General features: G+C 68.2%; 16 protein-coding genes and 3 pseudogenes. 6 read left to right on the forward strand and 13 right to left on the reverse strand.

Annotation, left to right across the window (positions count from 1 at the left end; all coding sequences use genetic code 11):
• Positions 1-220: 220 nt before the first annotated feature.
• The 4 genes from tcmP to AB0O76_RS17230 all read right to left on the reverse strand — a co-directional run bounded on the left by tcmP (position 221) and on the right by AB0O76_RS17230 (position 5,027).
• On the reverse strand, positions 221-1,192 hold the full coding sequence (gene tcmP, locus AB0O76_RS17215; RefSeq protein ID WP_365491187.1) for a three-Cys-motif partner protein TcmP: 972 nt from the start codon (positions 1,190-1,192) through the stop codon (positions 221-223).
• 178 nt (positions 1,193-1,370) lie between these two features.
• Positions 1,371-2,126, reverse strand: a complete 756-nt coding sequence (locus AB0O76_RS17220; protein WP_365491190.1) for a phage Gp37/Gp68 family protein — start codon at positions 2,124-2,126, stop codon at positions 1,371-1,373.
• A gap of 303 nt (positions 2,127-2,429) precedes the next feature.
• Entirely contained in the window at positions 2,430-3,017 is a 588-nt protein-coding gene (locus AB0O76_RS17225; protein WP_365491193.1) for a DUF6082 family protein, read from the reverse strand.
• 648 nt (positions 3,018-3,665) lie between these two features.
• Positions 3,666-5,027 carry a hypothetical protein gene (locus AB0O76_RS17230; protein ID WP_365491196.1) on the reverse strand — a complete coding sequence of 454 codons (1,362 nt, stop codon included), beginning with the start codon at positions 5,025-5,027 and terminating at the stop codon, positions 3,666-3,668.
• A gap of 798 nt (positions 5,028-5,825) precedes the next feature.
• On the opposite strand from AB0O76_RS17230, the gene AB0O76_RS17235 reads away from it, so the two are divergent.
• Positions 5,826-6,362, forward strand: coding sequence for a hypothetical protein (locus AB0O76_RS17235; protein WP_365491199.1), 537 nt, complete (start codon positions 5,826-5,828; stop codon positions 6,360-6,362).
• 122 nt (positions 6,363-6,484) lie between these two features.
• The gene (locus AB0O76_RS17240; protein WP_365491202.1) at positions 6,485-8,503 is read left to right on the forward strand and encodes an APC family permease; all 2,019 of its coding nucleotides are present in this window, start codon (positions 6,485-6,487) and stop codon (positions 8,501-8,503) included.
• Between the two features lie 4 nt (positions 8,504-8,507).
• Here AB0O76_RS17240 and AB0O76_RS17245 read toward each other — a convergent pair whose 3' ends face one another.
• The 3 genes and pseudogenes from AB0O76_RS17245 to kdpB form a co-directional block, all read right to left on the reverse strand.
• Positions 8,508-9,287: a GNAT family N-acetyltransferase gene (locus AB0O76_RS17245; RefSeq protein WP_365491205.1), complete on the reverse strand. Its 780-nt coding sequence runs from the start codon at positions 9,285-9,287 to the stop codon at positions 8,508-8,510.
• A gap of 144 nt (positions 9,288-9,431) precedes the next feature.
• Positions 9,432-10,238: an SDR family NAD(P)-dependent oxidoreductase gene (locus tag AB0O76_RS17250; RefSeq protein ID WP_365491208.1), complete on the reverse strand. Its 807-nt coding sequence runs from the start codon at positions 10,236-10,238 to the stop codon at positions 9,432-9,434.
• A 300-nt stretch (positions 10,239-10,538) separates the two neighbouring features.
• A pseudogene (kdpB, locus tag AB0O76_RS17255) lies at positions 10,539-12,441 on the reverse strand (potassium-transporting ATPase subunit KdpB).
• 678 nt (positions 12,442-13,119) lie between these two features.
• On the opposite strand from kdpB, the gene AB0O76_RS17260 reads away from it, so the two are divergent.
• Together AB0O76_RS17260 and AB0O76_RS17265 are read left to right on the forward strand one after the other, a co-directional pair.
• A complete protein-coding gene (locus tag AB0O76_RS17260) occupies positions 13,120-14,526 on the forward strand; it encodes a hypothetical protein (protein WP_365491211.1) in 1,407 nt (468 codons plus the stop codon).
• 216 nt (positions 14,527-14,742) lie between these two features.
• A pseudogene (locus AB0O76_RS17265) lies at positions 14,743-17,283 on the forward strand (sensor histidine kinase KdpD).
• A gap of 4 nt (positions 17,284-17,287) precedes the next feature.
• Here the strand turns inward: AB0O76_RS17265 and AB0O76_RS17270 are convergent.
• The gene (locus AB0O76_RS17270; protein WP_365491214.1) at positions 17,288-19,243 is read right to left on the reverse strand and encodes an amino acid transporter; all 1,956 of its coding nucleotides are present in this window, start codon (positions 19,241-19,243) and stop codon (positions 17,288-17,290) included.
• Between the two features lie 410 nt (positions 19,244-19,653).
• On the opposite strand from AB0O76_RS17270, the gene AB0O76_RS17275 reads away from it, so the two are divergent.
• Positions 19,654-20,334, forward strand: a complete 681-nt coding sequence (locus AB0O76_RS17275; protein ID WP_365491217.1) for a transposase — start codon at positions 19,654-19,656, stop codon at positions 20,332-20,334.
• A 163-nt stretch (positions 20,335-20,497) separates the two neighbouring features.
• Here AB0O76_RS17275 and AB0O76_RS17280 read toward each other — a convergent pair whose 3' ends face one another.
• The 4 genes and pseudogenes from AB0O76_RS17280 to AB0O76_RS17295 all read right to left on the reverse strand — a co-directional run bounded on the left by AB0O76_RS17280 (position 20,498) and on the right by AB0O76_RS17295 (position 24,363).
• The gene (locus tag AB0O76_RS17280) at positions 20,498-21,556 is read right to left on the reverse strand and encodes a hypothetical protein (RefSeq protein ID WP_365491220.1); all 1,059 of its coding nucleotides are present in this window, start codon (positions 21,554-21,556) and stop codon (positions 20,498-20,500) included.
• A gap of 904 nt (positions 21,557-22,460) precedes the next feature.
• Entirely contained in the window at positions 22,461-23,096 is a 636-nt protein-coding gene (locus AB0O76_RS17285) for an IS110 family transposase (protein ID WP_365491223.1), read from the reverse strand.
• Positions 23,065-23,559, reverse strand: a pseudogene (locus tag AB0O76_RS17290) (transposase); the annotation flags it as partial. The pseudogene AB0O76_RS17290 and the gene AB0O76_RS17285, both read right to left, overlap by 32 nt.
• A 36-nt stretch (positions 23,560-23,595) precedes the next feature.
• Positions 23,596-24,363: a transposase family protein gene (locus AB0O76_RS17295; RefSeq protein ID WP_365491226.1), complete on the reverse strand. Its 768-nt coding sequence runs from the start codon at positions 24,361-24,363 to the stop codon at positions 23,596-23,598.
• Between the two features lie 212 nt (positions 24,364-24,575).
• Here AB0O76_RS17295 and AB0O76_RS17300 point away from each other — a divergent pair, with 212 nt between their 5' ends.
• Complete coding sequence (locus AB0O76_RS17300) at positions 24,576-25,379, forward strand: NAD(P)-dependent oxidoreductase (RefSeq protein WP_365491229.1); 804 nt, start codon at positions 24,576-24,578, stop codon at positions 25,377-25,379.
• 78 nt (positions 25,380-25,457) lie between these two features.
• On the opposite strand, the gene AB0O76_RS17305 is transcribed toward AB0O76_RS17300, so the two are convergent.
• Positions 25,458-26,225, reverse strand: coding sequence for a transposase (locus AB0O76_RS17305; protein ID WP_365491232.1), 768 nt, complete (start codon positions 26,223-26,225; stop codon positions 25,458-25,460).
• Between the last annotated feature and the right edge of the window lie 155 nt (positions 26,226-26,380).

Consider the following 26,380-nt stretch of genomic DNA (forward strand, 5'->3'; position numbering starts at 1 on the left):
CTCAGCCCGACCTCGTCGAGAACGATCAACCAACGACTCACCGAAGATGCAAAGTAGATCTACGCAGCCTGATCAGCAGACGCTCAAGCCAACCCTGCACGCCGCAGGTCAGCACCTCGGAGACCCGCAAGGATCATCCGCACCGGACACTGGCACGACGGGCCTCGCCAGCCTGCACTGGCGAAGCCTGTCCTGCCGTTGGTACGCCCTCGGGGTCTGTTCACCAGAGGGCGCCCTGCTCGGCTGACGCACTGGAGGCCGGAGGTGCCGCGGCCAGGTGCACTCGCGTCTTGTTGTTGATGGCGCGAGGGTTCGTCGCCACGGCGTCCGCGTCGCGTAGCTGTCGGACGGCGTCGATCACTTGTGCGGGTCGGTAGACGGTTTCCAAGAGGGCGTATCGCTTGAGCTCCGGGATGGTTCGCCCGTCGGGAGCTTCGGAGATGAAGTCGCGCAGGATCCGTCGCAGCGGGGCTGTATCGGGTTCGAATACGAGCTCCAGCATCTGCTGTTGGGTGTCCCGGGGGTCGCGGTAGCGGACGCCGTACGAAGGGTCCACCTTCCACATGGCGTCCTTCATCTTCTCCAGTCCCAGCTCGTGCTGGGTGCCGAAGATCAGGTAGAGCTTCCTGTTGCCCTCGTCGATCATCTCGAAGTACAGAGTGTGGGTGAAACCGGCCCGGCGTAACGCGGCCCGGTATTGCTCGCGCAGGAACGTGAACTTGTGCGAGGAAGGCTGCTGGAATACCGATTGCCACTCCTGGCTGCCGAAGGCTGCGTCTCCGAGTTGGCGGTGGCCGTCGTGCTTCTCGGCGAACCGCGTGAGGAAGGCGGGCTCGAATGTCACCATCACTTCGGTGCTGGGGTAACGCCCCAGCTCCCGCAGCTTCTGCACGAGGGTCGGGCGGAAGTCTCCGTGGCGTATGTCTACGGCCATTCGTTGGGCGATGCTGTCCGGCTGCCGGGAGCGGGCGAACTCCATCTGGTGCTGTAATTCCTTGACGCGCCGGGCGTCCTCTTCCATGAGGACCACGCGCATACGTTTCGGGAACCTGTGCAGAGTGTCGGCGAAGACCTCGTACGCGATGACTGGGGAGCCGGGCTCACCCCGTTTGTAGACACCGGCCCCCGCGAAGCCTTCCGCGTAGCTGATCACGTCGTGCCGTGACAGCAGAATCGGCGCCCATGCCTTCAAGTACTGCTGCAGTAAGTCTGTTTGGCTGCCGTGTGTGGATCGCGTTCCCACACGGTTTCCTTCGGTACGGCCACGACCGCTCCCCCTGCTACCTCCCGTTGGCCCCGCTGGGGAGAGGGTCACACATCGTTGCCATAGGTCACCAGAGCGCGTGCGGTGTGCTGTTGGACTTTGGCCGTTAATGAGCGGCGACAGGAAGCCGGGGAGGCATCTCGTCCCAGATCGCTCCGTCGAGTTCGCGACCTCCGGACTTCGGGGTGCGACCACCCCATTGTTTGAAGAAGAAGGGGACATCGGCGTCGTTGCAGGCATCGCGGATATCCATCAGCCACTCTTCCCGGACGGGGCGATGGTGGGGCCCGGACTCCCCTCCGGCGATCACCCAGCCGACGCCGTCCAGGCGCAGACCGGTCAGCGGGCCGAGCAGAGGTTCACAGGACAGGAAGCGCACGGCAGCAGGAACTTGTCGGAGATCATCGACACGGTCCAGGTGTTCCGCACTTTCGACGGAGACGCCCATCCACAGATTCGGCGGCCAGTCGAGCTCGCCGGCCACACGGCGCAGCCTGCGGGCCCTCTTGGTCAGTAGCTGGTAGGTGTGCTGAGGCGTCTCGGCGATCACTTGGAAGACCTGCCGAGCGAAGTCCAGGGGGACCTTGGCATGGAAGAGGTCGCTCATGGAATTGACGAAGACCATCCGCGGCGCCTTCCACTGAAGGGGAACGGCCAGCGCGTCTGGATGCGGGGTGAGGCCAAAACCTGGGCCCGATGTCCTGGGGTCACCGTCTGCCTGGTACTTCGCGACCCCCATCGCTTTCAGACGTCTGGATAACGTCAGGGCGTAGCAGTTGTCGCACCCGGGAGAGACCCGGTCGCATCCTGTGGTGGGATTCCAGGTCGCCTCAGTCCACTCGATCGTGCTGCGATCGCCCATGATTCCCTCCATTGGCGGGTGGACAAGGGCCATCAGCGCTTGCCCGCCCGGCGCCTTTGCTGCACTTCATAACGAGCGACGTGCCGAACTAGCACGCGATCGCTCCCATCCTTTACGTCGAAGGCATGTGCTGTGAAGGGGGTGCTGGGATCGAGCCGGTCAGTTGGCCCGGCACCCGTTGGGCTGGCTGAGCGTGTCACAAAGGGACTTGGGTGTGGCTCTGATGAAGGGGCAGGCCGAGCTGGGGCTTTGCTCAGTCGAGCGTGCGAGATGCGGCGGCCTCTCGATATGTTTCCGGGAGTGTCACGATGCGTTCGGCAGGTAGTAGTCATCCGCAGCGATGGGCGGGCCTGCGGCGACCGCTCGGGCGTACGCCTCGTCGGCCAGTTCGACGAACCTGCGGCTGCGCGCATCACCTTCCGCTGCAGCGTACTCTCGCCAATTTGCTCGGTTTCGTTCCCAGTGAGTGCGAGCGATCTCACCCTGAAAGTGGCCATCGAGAATCACGCGCATCGCCGGTTCCCCAGTCCGCTTCAGCCTGAAGTCCGTCCGCCACGTGTTGACTATCAAGTTCGTGAACATCTGTCGTCGAATGCCCTCTTGTGTCATAGGCATCCCCCTCAACGGGGCCTCCCAGCACGGCATCAGAGAGGGGTCGTTGATCGCCTGCAGCAGTAGCTCCCGATGTGCGGAACGCTGTGTCTCCTCGTGCGTGATGCGAGTTTGGCGGGCCTGATAGGCAAGTGATGCGATCACGCCGATCAGTGCCGCTGCTGAGAAGAGCACGGAGAGTGCGCCGTATGTCTGGCTGACATTACTCAGCTGGCTCCAGTTCATGCCGTCTGGTGCGGCAGCTTCGAGCAGGATCGGCGTCGTCGCGATCACCGCCACGACTGCTGCTCCCAGCACGCCCCACACAATTCCACGCCGCCATGCCGGCACAGCCCCCACCTCGTTTCGCCGTCTGGTCGGCGGAGAGCATGACTGCGCTTGCGTACGACAACAAGACGCTGTTCAGCCCTATGAGCCGATGTGAGCCCCCTCCAGAGGAGCCACAACCAAGGGACTTCACGGCAATGAGGGCCTGCCGGCGCAGGGCGTCGGCCGTCATTGCGCGTGAAGACGGCGCTTACGGCCGTCCGGGAGTGTTGGGGGAGGATGTCAGGCTGACGACGATCCGTCTGCACCGCTGGGCGAGTCGTACACGGGCGAGGGATCGGTTCCGCCTGGAGCCATCGTGGATTTCGGTCCTTCGAGGGGGACTGTCCTGAACGGCAGGATCGTCCCTCGCCGCCCTGGGCCACGACCAGCGTCTGGCCGACGTGGCGGGTGGCGACCGGAGAAGGGCGGCGGCGCTCCTCGATGACCGTCGGAGGGCCAGCCGTACGCGCTGCTCGAGACGGTCTACCGTCCCGCGCAGGTCATCTCGCTCATCGAGAAGATGCGGGACGGCAAGGTCGTCGCCACAGAATCACGTCGTATCACCAGAAAGACCCGGGTGTTTCCCTACGCCGAGAAGCCTGGACAAGGCGAGCTCTTTTAGGGCTGATACGTCGCGTTGGCGGAGTCCACGGCTTGAGCTGTACGCGCGGCGGCGAAGACAGCCCTGCGGGCACTGAATGGGTCGTGGGTCGCGGGCAGCCATGGGTGGGTCGCCAGTGCCGCGGCCAGTCGCCTGCACTCTTCCTGGGCTGCGAGCCACACCTCCCGTTCTGCGTGCGTGATGTCGATTCGTCCTGCCGCGATGTCTGCTCCCGCCGGGAGGGTGTCGGCGAGTGCCTTCAGGCGCTGAAGGGCGTAGTCCAACGCCAGCCTCGCCGCCACTACATCGCCGGGAATCTCCCAGCCGTCCACGTTCCAGGTGGACCTGTACTCCGGCGGCGGTTCCTTCGACAGCCAGTCGGAGGCATCGATGGGATCGCCACTGTCGCGGGGACGCGCGAGTTCCGTGCGTATCCCGGTGTCCTCGCCATAGTGGCAGTGCGGGTCGGGCGGAAGCGGCTCGGCGGGCAGGAGCGTGGCGGTCGAGCCGGCGGTTGATGCCGGTAGATAGGGATCCGGTTCTGGACGGCCCTGGAGGAACTCCGCCTTGTCCGACGGCTTCACCCACATATGCCAACTACGCCGCTGCCCTACGCGCGCTCGCATGAACAGCGTCACGAGCTCGCCCGTGGCCGTCATGCGCACCATGTCGTCGTAGTGCGCCTGCGTCGATTCCCACGTGGCGTGCCAACCGCCGCAGCGTGTACCCGTCTTGGGGCATTCTCGCTGAGTGCTCCAGTCGCAGCGGACCATGCGCAACGCCTTCACGCCTCCTCGTACGCGCAAGGCGTCCCGACTGCCCACGTCCTGCCATCGCTGGACGTTCAGCCTGGCCCAAGGCGCCCGATCGATGGCGAGCGAGTTCTCGTTCGTCACGAGCCACAGCGGTGTCAGGCCGTCGTCCACCGCAGTGCGCGTCCTGTTGTCCACAGAACCACTCGCGATCGGCGAGATCTGGATCTCGTAGCCGATCCTCTTTCCGCTGGCCCCGGCGACCGTTACATCCGTGCGACGGCGACCATGTACGGCTCGGTCTTCGACGGAGACGCTGAAGCCCTCTCGGTTGGCTGTTTCGGCGGTGTGGTTCTTGAGCGACTTGTGCAGCTCGCTCTCGCCCGCTGTCTCGAACACCTCTCCCTTGGTCACGTGCCGGGCGTGGTAGCGGCCGTTCTTCTCGACGATGGTCATGAACCCGGGGCAGACCGTCCCGTATTCGTGAGCCCCGAGGCAGTAGAGAAGGTCGGGCTTGTAGTTGCGGTGAATCTCCTGCAGGAGCCCCGGGCGGTCGGCGTTACCCAGGTCTGACGCACTCAAGTCGATGGTGATCCCGTAACCGCGATGCAGCGCGTTGTGGGTCATGTCTTGAGAGTAAGTCCCGCCACTGACAACAGAGTTGGTTGCCGCAGTGGGCTGGTCGGTGGCGGTGCCTCCTGAGCGGTCACGAGGCGGCCGGCGTGGAGGCGGTGCTGCAGGCCACTCGGATCACGCCGGGGGTGCTGGCTTGCGGGTCGGCCAACTTTCCGAGCAGAGCCGGGATGTGGACGATCGTCTGGCCGGCTCGTGGAATGTCATGCCCCGCACCCGCTCGACGTAGTGGGGATCGGTCCGGACACGCGATGGTGACCGGCAGGTAAATGCTGCGCTGCATCGCATGGTGTTCACCCGCCTGCGGGGCGACCCGCGCATCCAGGACTACTGCGAGCGCCGCATCAAGGTAGGACAAGACCCAGCGCGAAATCGTCCGTTGCTTCAAACGCCATGCGGCCCGGGAGGTCTTCCACCTGGCAGGCCAGTTTCAGCCAGGACCCCGCTCATAGGGGCTGTCGCGTGTGTGCGGGGAGTGTCGTATGCGTGAAAGCCGATCTTGGTGCGGAGCTCGGGCTCGCGACGCTTGTTTGACGCACGTAAGGCTCCCATTCTGATGGGGGTGCCAGTTGGGTACGGCGCCGGGTCGCCGAGCTACCAGTCGAGCCACCAGGCTGTGGTGCGCCGAGCAGTGGTGCGGGGGGGTTCGCGGCGTCGGCCTCCTGCTCGGGCGCGCCCCTGGGGGCATGCTCCAAGCCGATGCCGCCAATGGCGCGTCAAGAATTCCCGTCCGGCGTATGCGGTGCGGCAAGATCCCGGCCGTCGGGCTCCAGCCGTTCTAGCGTCACTTCCATGTCCAGGGGACAACGCCTCACATGGTCTGCGTCCGGTGGCGTTCGTGACACTCAGTGGGCCGGGGAGTGCCGATCGGCGGCCGGAGTCGCCGTCCTGGTGCTCGCGGCTCTGCTCGCGGTGGACGCGTTGGCCGACTCCTTCACGCTTCCCCGTGCCGTCTGCTGGGCCGGACTCGCATTGCTCGCCTTCGTGATCCTGCTGCCGGCCCGCGTCTCCGCGCGCCCTGGTCTGCTGCGCGTCCGTGGCGTGCTGGTCGTGCGCAGCGTCCGTACCGATTCTCTCCTCTCGGTGGGCTGGTCCCCCCTTGCGGTGTCCCAGCGTCTGCTCCTTCGGGACGCCCAGGGCGCCAGTGTCGAGATCGACCCCGAGGTCCTGGTCCGTAACCCCGCACTCTGGCAGCGCGTCCATGCCGACATTCGTGCGTCCTTCGAGCGGGACACCCAGGTGGGGGGAGAGGACGCGTTCCGCCGGTTGGCGGAGCGGATCGACGGCGAGACGGCGCTCCTGGTCTTCAAGGCGTCCGGGCTGGGCTGACCACCCGCCCGACCGTATGACTGGGCCGTGTGCCCTGAGTGAGACCTCATGCGCGGGACTTTCGCCGGCCACCTCCTGCCGGACGGCGCGCGTTCGCCGCCACCGCTGCTTACACTCGCGCCGTGTCCAACGTGACGGGGCTGCTCAAGCGGCTTGTGCTCGGCAGGGCCATGCGCAGCGAGGAGCTGGGCGAGACGCTGCTGCCCAAACGGCTCGCCCTGCCGATCTTCGCCTCGGACCCGCTGTCCTCGGTCGCGTACGCCACGCAGGAGATCCTGCTGGTGCTGACGCTGGGCGGACTGGCCTATCTGCACTTCACCCCGTGGATCGCGGTCGCCGTCGTGTCACTGATGACGGTCGTGGTGCTCTCGTACCGGCAGGTCGTGCACGCCTACCCGAGCGGTGGCGGCTCGTACGAGGTCGCCTCCACGAACCTGGGGCCGTCCGCCGGACTCGTCGTGGCCGCCTCGCTGCTGGTCGACTACGTCATGACCGTGGCCGTCTCGGTGGCCTCGGGTGTGGACAACATCGTCTCGGCGGTGCCGGAGCTAGCCGACCAGCGCGTGCTGATGGCGGTCGGCTTCGTCGTGCTGCTGACCGCGATGAATCTGCGTGGGGTGCGTGAGTCGGGGCGGGCGTTCGCCACCCCTACGTACCTGTTCATCGGCGGTGTGCTGATCATGGTGGGGACGGGGCTGTTCCGGTATCTCGTGGGGGACGCGCCGGTGGCCGAGAGCGCCCGGTACGGCATCGAGCCCGACCCCGCCGACGCGGATCTGGCCGGCTTTGCGCTGCTGATGCTGGTGCTGCGGGCGTTCTCCAGCGGCTGTACGGCCCTGACGGGTGTGGAGGCGATCTCCAACGGCGTGCCGGCCTTCCGCAAGCCCAAGTCGCTCAACGCGGCGCAGACCATGCTGGCCATGGGCGCGATCGCGATCACCATGTTCATCGGCGTCACCACCCTGGCCGTCGTCGCCAAGGTGCACATCGTCGAGGACCCCTGCCGCCTGACTGGCCTGACTGACTGCGGCACGTACACCCAGCGGACCGTCATCGCCCAGCTGGCCGCCTCCGTCTTCGGCGGAACGGACAGCTTCGGCTTCTACTACATCCAGGCCGCGACCGCGCTCATCCTGATCCTGGCCGCCAACACGGCGTACAACGGCTTCCCGCTGCTCGCCTCGATCCTTGCGCAACACCGGTACCTGCCTCGGCAGCTGCACAACCGCGGCGACCGGCTCGCCTTCTCCAACGGCATCATCGCCCTCGCGGCCGTCGCCGGGGCGCTGCTGTGGGCGTACAAGGCCAACGTCACCGACCTCATCCACCTGTACATCCTGGGCGTGTTCACGTCCTTCACGCTCTCCCAGGCGGGCATGGTCCGGCACTGGAACCGCGAACTGCGCGCCGAGCGGGACCCGGCGGTCCGCCGACGCCACCACGTCACCAGGGCGATCAACGGGGTCGGTGCCTGTGTGACCGGTCTGGTCCTGGTGATCGTGCTGGCAACGAAGCTCACCCAGGGCGCCTGGCTTGCGGTGCTCGCCGCGCTCGTGCTGTGGCTGCTGATGCGCGCGATCCGCCGCCACTACGACCGTACGTCGGCCGAGCTGGCAGTCACCGATCCGCATACGCTCCTCGCGCCGCCGTCCCGGGTCATCGCGATCGTGCTCGTCTCCACCCTTCACAAGCCCACCCTGCGTGCCCTGTCGTACGCCCGAGCCTTCCACCCGGACCGTCTGGAGGCGCTCACCGTCTCCGTGCACCGCGACGAGGCCACCGGACTCCAGCGGCAGTGGGAGGAGTACGGGATCGAGGTCCCGCTCAAGATCCTCGACTCGCCGTACCGGGAGATCACGCGTCCGATCGTCGACTACGTCCGCTCCATCCGCCGCGAGAGCCCGCGCGACGTGGTCAGCGTCTTCATCCCCGAGTACGTGGTCGGCCACTGGTGGGAGAACCTGCTGCACAACCAGTCGGCCCTGTGGCTCAAGAGCCGGCTGCTGTTCACACCGGGCGTCATGGTCACCAGCGTGCCCTGGCAGCTCACCTCCTCCACCCGCGCCGATCACCCGTCGCCCGCCGCCCCCGGGTCGGTCCGCCGCGGCGAACCGGACCGGACCACCAGGACACCGCGCTGACGATTCATGCGGCGGCGGGGAGCCCTGACGTCCGGGCGGCGGGTCCGGCGGCATGGTGCACGTACTCGCGATCCAGGCGGTAGCCGGCGGTCCAGGCGAGGAGGCGGCTGGGGCGGTTGTCGCGGGAGCAGCTCCAGGTCGCGGTGCGGCCGCGGGCCGCGATGTCCGCGGTGACTCCCTCGACGCAGGCCAGGGCCAGATGCTGCCGGCGCTCCCCGGGTGCGGTGGCGCAGGCGACGTCCTCGTAGCGGCTGCCGACGAACCGGGAGCAGGCAACGGCGATGACCCGGTCCTTGCGGAAGGCGGCCCGGGCGAGGCCGGAAGAGGCGAGGGCTGCGGGGCCGCCCCACGTGGCGTGGATCCAGGCCATGGACAGGTCGAGCGCGGCGAGCGCGGGGACGTCGTCGGCGGTCAGCGGGCGTACGGTCACTCCGCGCGGGATCCGCGGCTCCGTGCCCTCTGAGCGGTGGACGTACAGCATGCGTGGCCACGGTACGAGCTGGTCGAAGGCGGCCCCGGGTACGGGCAGGAAGCGGTCTGCCGCCTCGATGAAGTGCCCGGCGAGCGGGGCGAGTTCGGCGGCGGTGACGGCTGTGGGATCGCCCGCCAGGAGAGCGTGGCCGCCGGATGCGACGGCCACCACGCGGGGTCGTTCGATGCGATCGGTCCACCACTGGCCATGGCCGGTCGTGAGAACGTGCTCGGCGAGCGCGCCGGCGCCGGGTGTCCCGGAGGGGAAGACCTGTACAGGCGACGGTGGTTGGTGGGACGCGTGCGGGATCACGGAACCTCCGGAACGGGTAAGGGGAGGGGCCCGTTGGCCCCTCCCTCGGTGGTCAGCGCTGGCCGGCCTTGCGGCCGTGGTTCGCCTTCTTCTTGCGGCGGGCCTTCCTTTTGCGGGCGCGCTTGGACATGCTTCGGACTCCCTTCAGGCGGCGTGGCCGACGAGGACGTCGGCGAGCTTGCTGAGGCGCTTGACGGTGCGCTCTTCGGTGGCGGCGGGTGCGGGGGCGACGCGGTGGTCGCGGTCGTAGTAGGCGCCGTTGACGATCTCGACGGCCGGATCGCAGAGCCGTACGACATGGGCGGCGCCCTCGGCCGGGGCCGTGCCCTCGGGGGCGTACAGCGGCAGCAGGCCGGTCGTGCAGATACCCGGGTGGACGGAGATGGCGGTGACGCGCGGGTCGGCCGCGAAGACGGTCAGGGCGAGTTGCGACTGGGCGTACGCGGCAAGCCGGGAGTAGCGGCGGGTGCGGTTGGGGTCGGCCCATTGGATGGAGCCGGTGCGGTGCAGCGAGGACGAGACGTTGACGACCCGGCCGCCCAGCTCGCTGGTCAGCGCCGGCTCCACGAGGTTCGTGAGCAGGTAGTGCGCCAGGAAGTTCACCTGGAAGGCGATCTCGTTGCCGTCGGCGGTGACCGTGTGTCGCTCGGGCGCGGCCATGCCGGCGTTGTTGACGAGGACGTCCAGGTGCGGGTGCTCGGCGACGACCCGGGCGGCCATCTGCTCCACCTCTTCGAGGTGCGCGAAGTCGGCCGCGAACACGCACAGTTGGGAGCCGTCCACCTCGGCGAGCGTGATGAGTCGGTCCACGGCGGCCCGGGCCCCCTCGGCGGTCCGGCCGTGCATGAGGACGGTCGCGCCGCGCTCGGCCAGTATCCGGGCGGTCTCGTAGCCGATGCCGGAGGTCGCGCCGGTCACCAGCACTGTGCGTCCGGACAGGGAAGAAGACATGGTCCATCCAGGGGGCGAAGAGTGGATATGTGTCGTACGCGCGGTTTCGTGCGTACGAGAAGGGCGCCGCGACCGGTCGGTCACGGCGCCCCGAAGGCGGTGGAACGGGCGTCAGTGAGAGGCGGACGGAGCCGGGCGGCGGGGCAGCACTCGACGCGGTGACGCCTGATGAGGCGGCCGGTCGACGAGGAGCCACGCGCTGTTCACGTTAGGAGTTCAATTCCTGGGCGAGCGGGACCTCAAGACATTCCGCGCTTTCCTGACATCTCCCTGACGTGCAGTCATCCGCTGGCCCGGAGGTCAGCCCAGCCCTGGGATCGTGGAGACGAGCAGGTCGATCACCTTGATGCCGACGAAGGGGAGGACAAGGCCCCCAAGCCCGTACACGCCCAGGTTCCGGCGGAGCAGTGCGTGGGCCGACGACGGCGTGTAGCGGACCCCGAGCAGGGCGAGCGGGATCAGGGCGACGATGATCAGGGCGTTGAAGATGATGGCCGGGATGATCGCGAAGTACTTGGCCACGTCGTTCGTGATCGAGAAGGTCGTCAAGGCGCCCCGGGTGATGAGGAGTTGCTTGCCGATCTGGACGATCTCGATGAGCTTGGTCGGGTTGGAGTCGAGGTCGACCATGTTGCCCGCCTCCTTGGCCACCGAGGTGCCGGTGTTCATGGCCACGCCGACGTCCGCCTGGGCGAGCGCCGGGGCGTCGTTCGTGCCGTCGCCGGTCATCGCGACGAGCCTGCCGCCCTCCTGTTCCTTCGTGATGAGGGCGAGCTTGTCCTCGGGTGTCGCCTCGGCGAGGAAGTCGTCGACCCCGGCTTCTTGCGCGATGGCCTGGGCCGTCAGCGGATTGTCGCCGGTGATCACCACCGTACGGATGCCCATACGGCGCAGCTCCGCGAAGCGTTCGCGGATGCCCTCCTTCACCACGTCCTTGAGGTGGACGATCCCGAGCACCCGGGGCCCCTCCCAGTCGTGGGCGGCGACGAGGAGCGGGGTTCCGCCGCTGTCGGCGACCGCGTCCGCCCAGGTGAGCGCCACCTCGGGCACCGTCCCGCCGCGCATCCGCACCCAGTCGACGACCTGCGCGGCGGCGCCCTTGCGGATCGCGCACCCGGCGCCGTTGTCCCAGCGCAGGTTGATGCCGCTCATCCGGGTCTGCGCGCTGAACTCCACGAAGCGCGGGTTCGCGAGTTCCTCGGGCGCCGGGGCGGTCAGCGCGAAAGGAGAGCTGGGCCGCGTCGGCGAGGGCCCCCGCGTCGACCCCGGGCAGCGGGACGAAGTCGGCCGCCTCCCGGTTGCCGTAGGTGATGGTTCCGGTCTTGTCGAGCAGCAGGGTGTTCACGTCGCCGGCGGCTTCGACGGCGCGGCCCGACATGGCGAGGACGTTGCGCTGGACGAGCCGGTCCATGCCGGCGATGCCGATTGCGGACAGCAGAGCGCCGATCGTCGTCGGGATCAGGGTCACGAGCAGGGCGACGAGCACCGTGGTGGACGGGGCGGCGCCCGCGTACGAAGCCATCGGCTGCAGCGCGACGGTGACAAGGACGAAGACCACCGTGAGGGCCGCGAGCAGGATGTTCAGGGCGATCTCGTTCGGGGTCTTCTGCCGCGACGCCCCCTCGACCAGTGCGATCATCCGGTCCATGAACGAGTGGCCGGGGCGTGACGTGACCCGGACGACGATCCGGTCCGACAGCACCGTCGTACCGCCCGTCACGCCCGACCGGTCGCCGCCCGCCTCCCGGATCACCGGTGCGGACTCCCCGGTGACGGCGGACTCGTCGACCGCCGCGACTCCGTCGACGACATCGCCGTCGGCCGGGATCAGCTCGCCCGCCTCGACGAGCACGAAGTCGAACATCTTCAGATCGGTGGCGGCGACGGCCTCCGTCTCGGCCGTGTGGAGATTCGTGCCGTAGCGCCAGTGCTTCAGCCGCAGCGCCACCGTGTCCGTCCGGGCCTTGCGCAGCGACTCCGCCTGCGCCTTGCCGCGGCCCTCGGCCACGGCCTCCGCGAGGTTCGCGAAGACCACCGTCAGCCAGAGCCAGGCGCTGATCACCCAGGTGAAGACCGAGGGGTGGACGAGCGCGGAGAGGGTGGTGAGCACCGACCCGACGGCGACCACGAAGAGCACCGGGTTACGGACCAGAGCACGGGGATGCAGCTTGCGCAGCGCCTCGGGGAACGACTTCACGAGCATGACCGGATCGAGCAGCCCGCCCTGGACGCGCTCCCGCCGCCGTCTCGGCGCAGGTGTGGACGGGTGGCTGGGCGGCGCGGGCGCCTGCTGGGCCGGCGCGGTATGTGTCGCGGGAACCATCGCGAGACCCTCATGAAAGGAGCCGCCGCCCCGGACGGCGGGCGGCGGCTGGACCGATGTGGACGGGACGGGCCGCGGCACGGCGCGGAACCTGGGGATGGAGGCAGGCACCGCGCCGCGGCCATCGAGTCCGGTCAGGCCACTGACGTCCTCGAAGTTGAGCGGCCGCCGAGGAATCCAGCCCGCGAAAGGCCCTGGAAGCCGTCCTTCCGTCGGTGTTGACGACTGTCTGACGGCCCTCTGACGCGCTCTTGCCGACGCCCTTTATCGCTCGTCAAGACGGCGTCAGAAAGGGCCGACGAAGCATCAGAGACACATCAAGGTGGACCGATCCGGCCATGATCTCGATCAAAACTGATCACCACGGGGGGACGGACGACCGTCCGTCGGTGTGAAGTTGGAGGGCGCGTGACCACGACCGCCGGTACCGGGCACAGTCAGGAAGCGGGGGCCCCGACTGAAGCCGCAACACGCCAGACGACGGCCGTACGGCCCGGGGGCCCGCCCGGCCCGTGCTCCAGAGGGGGAACTCGGCCGGGCACCTCATGGGGCGCCGGGGTGCTCGGGGAGCCGCTGAAACGCTTCTCGTCGAGCACCCCGGCCCGCCTCCGCCTCGCCCGCGCGCTCATCATCGGGCTGCTCGGCGTGCTCGGCTTACTCCTCCTGACCTCCGGACTCGCCGTCTCCGGCACCTGGGACACCGTCCACCACCGCGCCGCTCCGCGCACCACCAGCGCCGCCGGGCTCGACCTGGCCCTCAACGACATGGACGCCCAGGCCGTCAACACCCTGCTGTCCAGCGGAGACGCGGGCCGCGGACGGCTTCCCGTCCCGCACCGCAAGGCCGTCGAGCTCTACGACACCGCCCGCCGCACCGTCAGCCGCGAACTGCGCGCGCTCGCCGTCGCCGCGGAAGGCGACGCGGCCGCCGAACGCACCGTCGAGACCCTGACGGAGAACTTCGCCCGCTACCAGGAGCTGATCGGCCGGTCCCTGGAGAACGACGGGCGCGCCGGTGGCAAGACCGCTGCCCGCCAGGACTACGAGGCCGCCGACGAACTCCTCGTCACCACGCTGCTGCCCGCGGCGAAGACCCTCCTCGACACCAACAACAAGGCATTCGCGCGGGAGTACGACGCAGCCCGCTCCCGGCTCACCGCTGAACGGGCCGCCCTGCTGATCACCGGAGTCCTGCTCCTCGCCCTTCTCGTCCTCCTCCAGGTCCACCTGGCCCGCCACTTCGGGCGCGTGTTCAACCCCGGGCTGCTCGCTGCCACGGCCGCGGCTCTCGTCGCCGTCGCCCTGGGCACCCTCGCACTCGGCAGCGGCTCCCAGGAGCTGCGCGTCGCCCGCCGCGACGCCTTCGACTCGGTCGTCGCCCTCTCCCGGGCCAAGGCCCTCGCGTACAGCGCCAATGCGGACGAGAGCCGCTACCTGCTGCTCCCGGACCGCCGTCCCGCCTACGAGCGGCTGTTCCTGGACAAGTCGCAGCGGCTGTACGGGATCAAGTCGGCGACCCTGGAGACGTACGACGAGCAGCTCGCCGCCACCTGGGCCGCCTACCGAGCCGACCACGGTGATCGGCGCTTCACCGGAGAGTTCCGGCGCGAGCTCGACAACATCACCTTCGTGGGGGAGCGGGAGGCCGCCGAACGCACGGTGGAGGCGTATGCCGTCTACCAGCGCGACGACCGCACCGTTCGCGCCCTGCTGCGGCAGGGCAAGGAGCGCGAGGCCGTCGCGTTCTGCGTCAACTGGGAGCCGAACACATCCAACGCCCACTTCGGCGCGTGGATGAAGGAGCTCGACCAGGTGACCGACATCAACAGGGCCCACTTCGCGCAGGCCGTGCGCGACGGTCGCGGCGCCCTCACCGGGCTGCTTCCCGCCGCCGGGGTCGCGCTCGTGCTGGCCGCCCTGCTCACCGTTCTCGGCCTGCGGCCGCGTCTTGCTGAGTACCGGTGACCGCTATGACTGGCCGTCCGTATGGACTCCGTCAAGGTCGTGTCAGCATCCCGCTGACGTGCGCCAGGGGTCCGTCAAGGTGGCTGAGTGCGGGTGCCCTCGGGGGGTTCCCTCGTCACTGCGCGGCAGGGCGCAGCCCTGCGACTAACCACCACACGGACATTCGAATCCTGACCGCTTCCTGACCGCTCCGAAGAAACGGCCTCACACATCACCATGAGACGCGGAAAGCTCCGGATCTACCTCGGCGCGGCACCGGGCGTCGGCAAGACGTACGCGATGCTCTCGGAGGGGCACCGTCGTGTCGAGCGCGGTGCGGACTGCGTCGTCGCCTTCGTCGAGCACCACGACCGTCCGCGTACGGAGGTGATGCTGCACGGCCTGGAGCAGATTCCGCGCCGGACCCTCGAGTACCGCGGCACGACCTTCACAGAGATGGACGTCGACGCGGTTCTCGCCCGCCGTCCCGCTGTCGCTCTCGTGGACGAGCTTCCGCACACCAACGTCCCCCGCTCGCGCAATTCCAAGCGCTGGCGGGACATCGAGGAGCTCCTCGCAGCCGGCATCGACGTCGTCTCGACGGCCAACATCCAGCACCTGGAGTCCCTGGGCGACGTCGTCGAGTCGATAACCGGCTTACGGCAGAAGGAGACGGTCCCTGACGAGGTGGTGCGCCGCGCCGACCAGATAGAGCTGGTCGACATGGACCCGCAGGTCCTGCGGCGACGCATGGCGCACGGAAACATCTACAAGCCGGACAAGGTCGACGCGGCCCTCTCCAACTACTTCCGCCCGGGAAACCTCACCGCCCTGCGCGAACTCGCGCTGCTCTGGACGGCCGACCGGGTCGACGAGTACCTGCAGGAGTACCGCACCGAGCACCGGGTCTCGAAGATCTGGGGCTCCCGCGAGCGGATCGTGGTCGGCCTCACCGGAGGACCCGAGGGCCGCGCCCTCATCCGGCGCGCTGCTCGGCTCGCCGAGAAGGGCGCGGGCGGCGAGGTCCTCGCCGTCTACATCGCCCGCAGCGACGGTCTCACCTCCGCGTCCCCCAAGGAGCTGGCCGTCCAGCGCACGCTCGTCGAGGACTTGGGCGGCACCTTCCACCACGTCATCGGCGACGACGTCTCCTCCGGGCTGCTCGAGTTCGCGCGCGGGGTCAACGCCACACAAATCGTGCTCGGCGTGAGCCGCCGCCGCTCGTGGCAGTACGTGTTCGGCCCGGGCGCAGCGCCACGGTCGCCCGGGAGTCCGGACCGGACCTCGACGTCCACATCGTCACCCACGACGAGGCGGCGAAGGGCCGCGGACTGCCTGTGGCCCGCGGCGCCCGCCTCGGCCGCGTCCGTACGCTGTGGGGCTGGTTCACCGGCATCGTGGGCCCGGCGGTGCTCAGCCTGCTGCTCAGCACCGCCGTCCCGGACGTCGGCCTGGCCAACGACGTCCTCCTCTTTCTCACCCTCACGGTCGCGGCGGCCATGCTCGGCGGGCTGCGCCCCGCCCTCGCCTCCGCGGCCGTGGGTTCGCTGCTCCTGAACTGGCTCTTCACGCCCCCGCTCCACCAGCTCACGGTCGCCGACCCGCGGAACATCGTCGCCCTGGTGATCTTCGCGGGGGTGGCCATATCGGTGGCCTCCGTGGTGGACATCGCCGCCCGCCGCACCCACCAGGCTGCCCGGCTGCGGGCCGAGGCGGAGACGCTCTCCTTCCTCGCCGACAGTGTCCTGCGCGGAGAGACCAGCGTGGAGTCCCTCCTGGAGCGGGTCCGCGAGACCTTCGCCATGGAATCGGTGGCCCTGCTGGAACGCACGGACGAGACCGAGCCCTGGGCCTGCGCCGCGGTGGTCGGCCCGGGTTCGTGCGCCCGCCCCGAGGACGCGGATGTGGGCATGCCGGTCGGCGAGCACCTGGCGCTCGCCCTGACCGGCCGGGTTCTGCCCGCCGAGGACCGTCGCGTGCTCGGCGCCTTCGCCGCCCAGGCCGTGGTGGTCCTGGAGCGTCAGCGGCTCGTCGGCCAGGCCGAGGAAGGCCGCAGACTGGCCGAGGGCAACAATCCGTACGTCGCTGCTCGCGGCCGTCAGCCATGACCTGCGTACGCCGCTCGCCGGCATCAAGGCATCCGTAACCTCCCTGCGGGCGCACGACGTCGAATGGTCCGAGGAGGACCAGGCCGAACTCCTGGCAGGGATCGAGGAGGGCGCGGACCGGCTCGACCATCTCGTGGGCAACCTGCTGGACGTGTCCCGATTGGAGACGGGCACCGTCACGCCCGTCATCCGCCGGACGGACCTCGACGAGGTGGTCCCCATGGCCCTTGGCGGCGTACCGGACGGTGGTGTGGACCTGGACATCCCGGAGACCCTGCCCATGGTCGCCGTCGACCGCGGCCTCCTGGAGCGCGCGGTCGCCAACATTGTCGAGAACGCCGTCCATTACAGCCCGGAGGAAGCGTCCGTCCTCGTCGCGGCGAGCGCGATCGCCGACCGCGTGGAGCTGAGGGTCGTGGACCGCGGGCCGGGCGTCCCCGACGAGGCCAAGGACCGGATCTTCGGAGCCTTCCAGCGTTACGGAGACGCGCCGCGCGGCGCGGGAGTGGGCCTCGGACTCGCCGTGGCCCGAGGGTTCGTCGAGGCCATGGGCGGCACGGTGACCGCCGAGGACACCCCGGGCGGCGGACTGACGATGGTGCTCAGCCTGCCGATGGCGGACGGACTTCCCGCGTCGCGCGCCGAACTCCCCACGGGCGTGACGACCTGACTCGTCAGCCGACGTGGACGCGGGGGCGGCGGTCGCGGTCGGGCTCCGCCTCGCGCAGGATCTCGCGGGTGACCGGGGCGATCTCGCCCTGGCCGAAGAGGAAGAAGCGGAGGAAGTTGGCGAAGGGGTTGCCCTCGGTCCACTCGAAGTAGATGTGCGGGCGGGTGCCGGTGAGGTCGCGGGAGTGGAGCAGGAGGGCCGCGAGGGCGTTGGGGACGGAGGAGCTCTCCAGGGTGAGGACGCGGTAGCGGTCGTGCAGGACCTCGCCGCGTACCGTCAGACCGGCCTCGAACTCGGACGGGTCGGTGACCGTCACCTCGACGAAGACGAAGTCCTCGGTGCCGGGGATGTCGTTGTCGGCGCGGATCTGGTCCTTCTTCGCCCGGTACTCGGCGGCGTCGCGGTTGTCGGGCTCGTTGGCGACGAAGCGCGGCGTGCGGCTGCCGACGTCGCGGATGAACCGCTCGGCCATGTCGTCCGGTTCGACGTGGGTGACGCGCAGCTCGAAGGCGCGGCCGAGGCGGGAGAGGAGCGAGATGAGGATGATTCCGGCGATGAAGCACGCGCCGATCTTCACGCCGTCGGGGCGTTCGATGATGTTGACGACGGTGGTGTAGAGGAAGACGGCGGAGATGACGCCGAAGGCGATGGTCCAGCCGCGCTGGCCGGCCTTGCGGGCGGCGATGGTCACGGCGATGGCCGCCGAGCAGATCAGGACGAGGACACCGGTCGCGTACGCGCCGCCCTGGGCGTCCACGTCCGCGTCGAAGATCCAGGTCACGAGGAAGGCGACGAGCGTGAAGACGATGACCATGGGACGCACGGCGCGGGCCCAGTGCGGGGCCATGCCGTACTTAGGCAGGTAGCGGGGCATCAGGTTGAGCAGGCCGGCCATCGCGGAGGCGCCCGCGAACCACAGGATGAGGATGGTCGAGCCGTCGTAGATCGTGCCGAAGGTGTTGCCCAGGTACTCGTGCGCCAGGTAGGCGAGCGCACGGCCGTTGGCCTCGCCGCCGGACTCGAACTTCTCGTGAGGGATGAGGACGGTGGTGATGAAGCTGGTCGCGATCAGGAAGACGCTCATGATGAGCGCGGCGGTGGTGAGCAGCTTCTTGGTGCCGCGGATCCGGCCGACGGGGTCCGACTCCTTGTCACCCGGGTCGCCCTTCACGTGCGGCATGACCGCCACACCGGTCTCGAAGCCGGACAGACCGAGCGCCAGCTTGGGAAAGACGAGCAGGGCGACACCGATCATGGCGAAGACGTTGCCGTGCTCCTGGGTCAGGGAGGCGGTCCAGTCGGTGACGACATGACCTTCGGTCAGGACGTGCCACACGCCCGTGACGACGACGACCGCGTTGAGAGCGAGGTAGATCGCGACGAGGGCCACGGCGACGCCGATCGCCTCCAGGAAGCCCTTCAGGAACACCGCGCCCAGGAGTGCGATCAGGATCATCGTGATCAGCACCTGCTTGTCGTGCAGCGCCGACTCCAGATGCGGGTTCTCCACCAGGTGGGTGGAGGCGTCCGCCGCCGACAGGGTGATCGTGATGAGGAAGTCGGTCGCCGCGAAGCCGAGCAGGGTGAGGACGAACAGCTTGCCCTTCCAGAAGGACAGCAGCCGCGACAGCATCGCGATCGAGCCCTCACCGTGGGGACTCTCCTCGGTCACCCGCCGGTAGACCGGCAGCGCGCCCGCGAGCGTCACGACGACCAGCACGATCGTCGCGATGGGCGAGAGCAGCCCGGCCGCCAGGGCGGCGATGCCTGGCTGGTAGCCGAGCGTCGAGAAATAGTCGACACCGGTCAGGCACATCACCCGGTACCAGGGCTGGCCCTTGTGTCCGGAATCCGGTGCTGTCTCCATGGGCCGGGAGGGTTTGCCCTTGCCCATGTCGGACAGGCCCTCCAGCATCCACGCGCGCAGCGTGCTGTTGCGCGTGTTGTTCGTGGTTGCCATGGGGGTGCTCCTGAGCGCTGTCGATGAGGGGGGTTTCGGCCGTGTCGCGGACGGCCGAGTCAGCGTAGGCAGCAGGGACCGGCGGGACACCGGCCAGCGCGTCAGGGAAGCGTCAAGATCCCACTCATGGGCGTTGCGTTTGTCACCGGTGGCTTCTTCCGCGCGACCGGTGACTTCTGAGGGGCTTCGGCCTTGCTGTCGGGCGCGATTTCGTGGAGGCCACGGGCGGAATGTCGACTGCGGCGAACATCCCGGGCGGAGGCTGACCTGCCTGATCAGCCTCCGCGCTCAAGGCCGTCCTGGTCATCGCAGACCCGGCCCTGCGGGAACGACCGTCCACCCTGGGCAACCGGGAGCTGTTCCGCACCTGCGCCCGCCTGAGCCCGAACCAGGCGGAAGACGGGGACGGCGTGGCCCAGGCCACCCGCATCACCCTGAGCCTGCTCGCCCAGCGCATCGAGCACCTCACCGGACAGATCGATGACCTGAATCAGCGCCTGACCCGGCTCCTCGAACACCACGCCCCACAGCTGCTCACACCGGTGGGCATCGGCCCGGACAGCGCCGTCACGCTCCTGATCGCGATGGGTGACAATCTCGAGCGGGTGCGCACCGAGGCGTCCTTCGCCGCCCTGTGCGGAGTCAGCCCCGTCGAGTACTCCTCGGGCAACCGGAGCTCGCGGCGGCTCAACCACGGCGGCGACCGGCAGGCGAACGCCGCCCTGCACCGCATCGTGTTCACTAGGCTGCGCCACGACCCGCGCACCCAGGCGTACTACGAACGCCGCACCCAGGAGGGCAAGACCCGGCGTGAGATCATCCGCTGCCTCAAGCGATATGCCGCCCGCGAGGTATTCAACCTGGTCAAAACGGTATCCAGCGACCCCCTGTTATCGGGGCGTCGGGTGTTTCTGGCGGCTTGGGGTCGACGGGGATTCTGTGTAGACGGGGACCTGGTACGACGGGCCTCGCCGGCCTGCATTAGCGAAGCCTGTCCTGCAGTTGGTACGCCCTCGGGGTCTGCTCACCAGAGGGCGCCCTGCTCTGCCGAGGGACTGGAAGCCGGAGATGTCGCCTTCGGGGACAAGTAAGGCGTCCATTGCCAGCGCAGTTCAATACCGCTCTGATGTTCCGCGCCCCTGGCCTGCGAGGCCCAATGAGACGGCAAGCGCTGCTGCGCGGGCCGCTCAGGCCGCAGGGCGACCGCGCAGCTGGCAGGGGCGGAGGTCAGCCCTTGTACAGCTGAGAATGCGGTCAGAGGCGCCGTTCGCTCTTCTCTTGTAGGCACCACACGTAGTACCACTTGTTGTCCTCCACCGGGGCCTTCGACTTGTCAGCCAGCATCGCCTGCGCCCAGCCCAATGTGCCTCCACCAGCCCCGCCCACGAGCCCAGTCACGTACTCCTTGAAAACGGCCCCATACACCGCGGCCAGCACCACCGTCACCCCCGCTACCACGGCCCCCGTCGTAGCAAAGGCCCGCTGTCGGCTCAGCATGCGCATCGTGGTTTCCAGCTCGCGGACCCCCTCCTCAATCTGAAAGCCCACATCCCGCAGCGCACGGTCCATCTGCTCCGCATCCACAGCCTCATCCAAGGCGTTGAACTCGCGACGAAGAAACGTACGGAATCCCCGGAATGAGTTGAATTCGCCTTCCGTGATCTTGCTGAAGTCTGCCAGGGCGACTCCTTCGATGAAGGGGAGGTCCATGGCAGCGATAGGGCGGACCATCCGGTTCATCTCCGGCCGCGCCTGCGAAACCTCGACCAGTCGGCCGTCACGCAATAGATAATCGACAGCCGACGATCTCGTGGGGCGTGGCTCTATCCGTTCACCGTCGTATATCTCCATATCTGAAACTGTAGGGAGATACGCCACGAGCCCCATACGAAGCAGCCCCTCCGCGTCACGAATCCACCGCCCCAGCGACCCGAGATCCGGGCAATGCATCCCAATCGTAAACGAGATTGCCTCATCGAGGTTGTCAGTTTCGCCAGCAGGCGCGTAGCCCTTCCTCCCGATCTCATGAAGACCAGCAGCAGGCGTATGAGACATGAGTAGCGTGTCGGATATCAGTGTCACTCGCTTGGTTAACGCAGCAAGGTCGCCCTGCCGTGAAGCGACGTGTACGGAATACCGCTCCCCGCCCTCTGGGGGCCGCCAAGGCTTCCTGCCCCATGTGTTAGTAAAGAACATCCCGTATTCGCGGGCTATGCTCGCTGGATGAAGTTCATCGATACCGCCGCGTCGGGGTGCAGCGCGCCTGAAGAACTTCTTCATCTGCTTGGCGATTTCAGGGTTCTGAACACTCACATCCCCATGGCGTCTCCACATTCACGCAGGATCCATCACTGCGGCACGGGCCGTCTAGAGGACCGCCCCTAAGGGCATGGCATGTGACCCGCTATCGAGTCGCCAGGGCGCGGCCACGCCACCGTCGAAGTCACGTCCAAAGCGGCGTAGTTGATGTGCCTGGCTTGTCCGCCCCATTCTGAGGAGTGTGGCCACGGCGGCTCTGTGGTCGTCATGTCCAGCGACAGCAGCACGCCGAAGCCAGTCGAGTGCCTCGTCCGGCCGGCCCGCAAGGTCCAGCGCCAGGCCGGCCCGGCCCAGCGCGGCGGCATCTCCATGGGCAGCCGCGCGCTCGTACCAGAGAAGCGACTCGTTCAGGCGGCCGTCTGGGACAGGCGCTCCGCTGTCTGTCTGAAGCCGTGGGTGTCACCGCCAGCAACGGCACGCTTGAACCAAGTGAGCGCGTCCTCTTCACGGCCAGTAGAGACCAGTTGGTACGCAGTCTCGTTCAGGACTTGGGCGCGGCCAGCAGCAACAGCTCTATCGGCCCATGACCATGCCTCGTCTACACGGTCGTCGAGTAGCAGCAGTTCAATCAGTTCACCTAAAGCGTGTTGCACAAGGCCGTGCTCGGGCACCCATGAGGGCTGGGGCTGTCAAGGCGCACAACACCCCAGCCCGGCAGGTGCTGTAGGGCCCACACCGGGTTGATCACGCTTGTGATCAGGGGCGTTGGACAGTGGTTCCCCGAGTCATGGTCGTGCGGAGAGGACTCGCATGCACCCATTCGATCCCGGCCGACCGGACCGGATCATGACCCTGCTTCGGGGCCGGGCTGCTCATTCAGGTCACCGAGCGTGGCCGTGGCCAGCTCATGCCCAAACGCGAGCTCGCCCGGGGCTTGTCGTCCCGCCCATGGGGGCTGTCATGCCGCGGCGCACGGCTCCTTTGGCTGCTGAGCTGCGTCAAGTTCACGCAGCACGTGGTAGGCGTGGGTGAGGAGTTTGCGGGCGACCGCGACGGTGGCGATCTTCCGGCCCCGGCGATGGGCGATCCGCTCGAAGCAGGCGGCGTAGGGCGGCGTGTGCTTGGCGGTCTGCGCGGCCTGGTTCATGATCCAGCGCAGCCACGGGTCACCCTGCTTGGAGATGTGCCCGTAGCGCACGGTGCGGTCCGAGCCCCGCACCGTGGGTGTGAGACCCGCCCAGGAGGCGAGCTTGCGGGCCGAGGAGAACCGGCGGATGTCACCGATCTCCGCCACGATGACCAACGCAGTCAGTGGCCCGATGCCGGGTAGCGCGCACAGGGCCTTGACCCGCGGATCGGCCTTCGCGGCCTGAGCGAGCACACCGTCGAGCCGGTCGATGACCACCTGGAGCGCATCGATGACCTCCAACCGGTCGGCCACCGCACTGCGGGCGCTGTCCGGAAGCGGCAGCGCATCCAGCCATTCGCGGCCGGGAGCACTCCAGCAGCTGGCCCCGCGGTCGCAGCCGTGATCCGCCAGGACCGCATGGAATGCGGTTGCGCAGCAAGGTCCGCAGACGCACAAGCTGGGCACGGTGGCGCAGCACGGCGCGCTGCTCGCGTATTGCCGCGGGAGCGATCCACGCCTCAGGCAGCAGGTCCGAGCGCAGCAGGTGCGCCAGGGTGGCTGCGTCGACCTTGTCGTTCTTCAGCCGGGCCGAGGCAATCGCCTTGCACTGCAAGGGGTGGGCCAAGTGCGGCTCGAAGCCGTAGTCCTGGAGCAGCTCGATCAACCAGCCCCAGCCGTAGGCGGCCTCGAACGCCACCGGCGTGCCGCCCGGCAGATCGCCGATCACGCCCAGCACCGTCTCGCGTCCGTTCGGGACGTTGCGGTTCACCGCCGTCCGGCCGCCCTCGTCCATCACGGCGATCTGCGACCGGCGGCGATGCACATCGATACCGACGTAAGCCTGCATCGCGGGCCTCCTGACCCGGACTCGGCTCCCCCATAAACAGGGTGCTCCGAACGCACCACAAGGGGAAGCCCCAGCCCTCATAGCGTCAGGTCAGCGCCGGTGGCGACGGTCTTCTGGTCATGATGTGAGGGCGAGGTTGTGCATGTGGGCGATGGCCTGGACGGCGTGGTGGAGGCCGTTGCCGTGCTGCCTGCAGTCGCGGAGGATCTTGTAGTTCTTCATGCGTCCGATGACATGTTCCACGCGGCGGACCGTGCGGTGGGCGGCGTTGTCGGCCTCCTCGCCCGGCAGCAAGGGTCGGTGGGGGCGTTTGCGGTGCGGAGTGGCCATGCCGCAGTTGAGGTAAGCGCCGTCTGCCAGGACGGTGACACCCTGACAGCACTCGGCGAGGCCGGAGGCCCGCCAGGCATGCGCGTCCGCGGTGGTGCCCGGCACCGGTCGGCTGGCGGCGATCACCAGGCGGGTATCGGCATCGACGATGACCTGCACATTCGCCGAGAACCGGTAGTTGCGGCTGGAGGAGCCGACACGCCGGTCACGCACCGGGACCAGGGTGCCGTCGACGATCCACAACCGGTCGGTGGCATCAGCCGGGCGGGCCACGGGCTCGAGCGCGAGCAGCGGGCCCAGCTTCTGGACCACCCGGCACACCGTCGACGAGGAGATACCGAAGAGCGGTCCGAGCTGCCGCATGGTCAGGTTCGTGCGGTAATACACGGCCACGATCAACACCCGCTCGGCCAGTGGCAGGCTCCACGGCCGGCCCCGCAGCGTGCCGTTGCCGCCCCGGTCGCGGACCGCTTTGAGCAGCCGCCCGAACTGTTCCAACCGCAGCCCCGTGAACGTCTCCACCCACACGCGTTCAGCCCTCAACACCCCAGCCATACAACGGAGATGCCCAGCTCAGAGCCTTACGCAACACGCTTTAAAGGTTGTCCCGTATGGCGGTGGGGCTGGTTGCAAGCCCCACCGCCTGCTCACTGCGTGTACGGACCTGCTCGTACTGGCTCCCCACCCGCTGGTTGCCGTGACCGGCGATGAGAGGATCGCCGCCTGCCCGGAGCAGGGCGCTTGGGCTCGAACAGGGGAGGCGTGCAGTGGGGCTGGGAACAGTGGTAGTCACCGGGGCAGCAGGGAACATCGGTTCGGTCGTGCGCAGGGCGTTGTGCAGCGAGGTGAGCCGCCTGGTCTTGCTTGACCGCGTTCCACTTCAGGTCGAGGCCGCGAACGAGGTGGTCCACACCGTGGACCTTCGGGATGCGGCCGCCGTCGAGGCTGCGCTCGCAGGTGCGGAGACCGTGCTCCACTTGGGCGGCCTGCCGGACGAGGCACCGCTTGAGCATCTCTTGGACGCCAACGTGCTGGGCACCCACCATGTCCTGGAAGCCGCCCGCCGCGCGGCGATTCCACGGGTCGTGCTGGCCAGCAGCAACCGCGTGACCGGTTTCTATCCCACGGCCCATCGCACCGGCCCACAGGAGCCGGTGCGCCCGGACGGCCTGTACGGGGTGAGCAAGGCAGCTATCGAAGCCCTAGGACGACTGTACGCGGACAAGTTCGATATATCCGTGATCTGCCTGCGTATCGGCAGCTTCGAGGAGGCGCCCACCGAACCGCGTCACCTGGCGACTTGGCTCAGCCCGCGCGATGCCGTCGGCTTCTGCCGCGCTGCGCTTACCGCCCCGCTCTCCACGCGCTTTGCCACGGTGTACGCCGTCTCTGCCAACACCCGCCGCTTCTGGGAACTCCCCGCGGAATCCGAACTGGCCTACACACCCATCGACAACGCCGAAGCTCATGTGCCGCACATCACCGACGCCGACGTCCCTGCCGATCCCGAAGCTCCGCAAGCCGGCCCCTATGCCCTGCCCGAGTTCACGTTGAAACACCTCCGGTCCTGACTTGCCCTTGGCCCACCGCTCAGCCGTTTTCCGGTGCCGCACCGAAGTAAGGATCAACCACCAACAGCGTGCTGTGGGTTATCCGGTGAGGGCGAGGTTGTGAAGGCGGGCGATTCCAAGCATGGCCTGGTGGACTCCATCACCCTTGAGCCTGCAGTCCCGCAGGATCTTCCAGTTCTTCAGCCGGGACAAGGCGTGCTCCACACGAGCACGGGCTTTGCGGTGGACCTTGTTCTCCGCCTTCTGCTGCGGGCTCAGAGGCTGTTGACCTCGTCGTTTGCGGTGCGGGATCAGTGCGCCGGTGCCCTGGTAGCCGCCGTCGGCGATGACCGGGGCGCCGTGACAGGCCCGGTCGACACCGGACTCAGCGAACGCCCGGCAATCGTTGCGGCTGCCAGGCAGCGGGATTCCGATGGCCACCACCAGGCGGCTGTTGGCCTCGATCACGACCTGCAGGTTGGTCGAGTAGCGGTAGTTCTTGCTCGAGGCGGAGATCCTGCGATCCCGCGTGGGCACCAGGGTGCCGTCCACGATGTACACGGTGTCCTTGCGCGGCCGTCGGGCCGGCGAGATCGCCAGTAGCGGCGCTAGATGGTCCAGAATCCGGTCGACCGCCGACTTCGAGATCCCGAACAACGGCGCCACCTGCCGCAACGTGAGGTTCGTGCGCCAGTACGTGGCCACCAGCAACATCCGGTCGGCCAACGGCAATCGCCAAGGGCGGCCACGCTGGACATCGCCTCCGCGACGGCGCACGAGCGCCACTAGCTGATCGAACTGCGACTGGCCCAACCCGGAGTACAGCTCGATCCACTTCGGATCATCCGCTGAGATCACCCCACCCATGCCCAGACAACACCCCAGCAGCCACACCAGTTACGGGACAACCTTTTGCAACATCGCGATCCAGGGAGGTGGCGAGGCCAGCAGGTTCCCGACAAAGTCGAGGGCGCTGGTGAGGGAGTTCCAAAGTGGTTCACGGCTCCAGGCGAAGCCCTGCT

Origin of the sequence: Streptomyces sp. NPDC086554 (genome assembly GCF_040686095.1) — a bacterium.
In the GTDB taxonomy this organism is placed as follows: Bacteria; Actinomycetota; Actinomycetes; order Streptomycetales; family Streptomycetaceae; genus Streptomyces.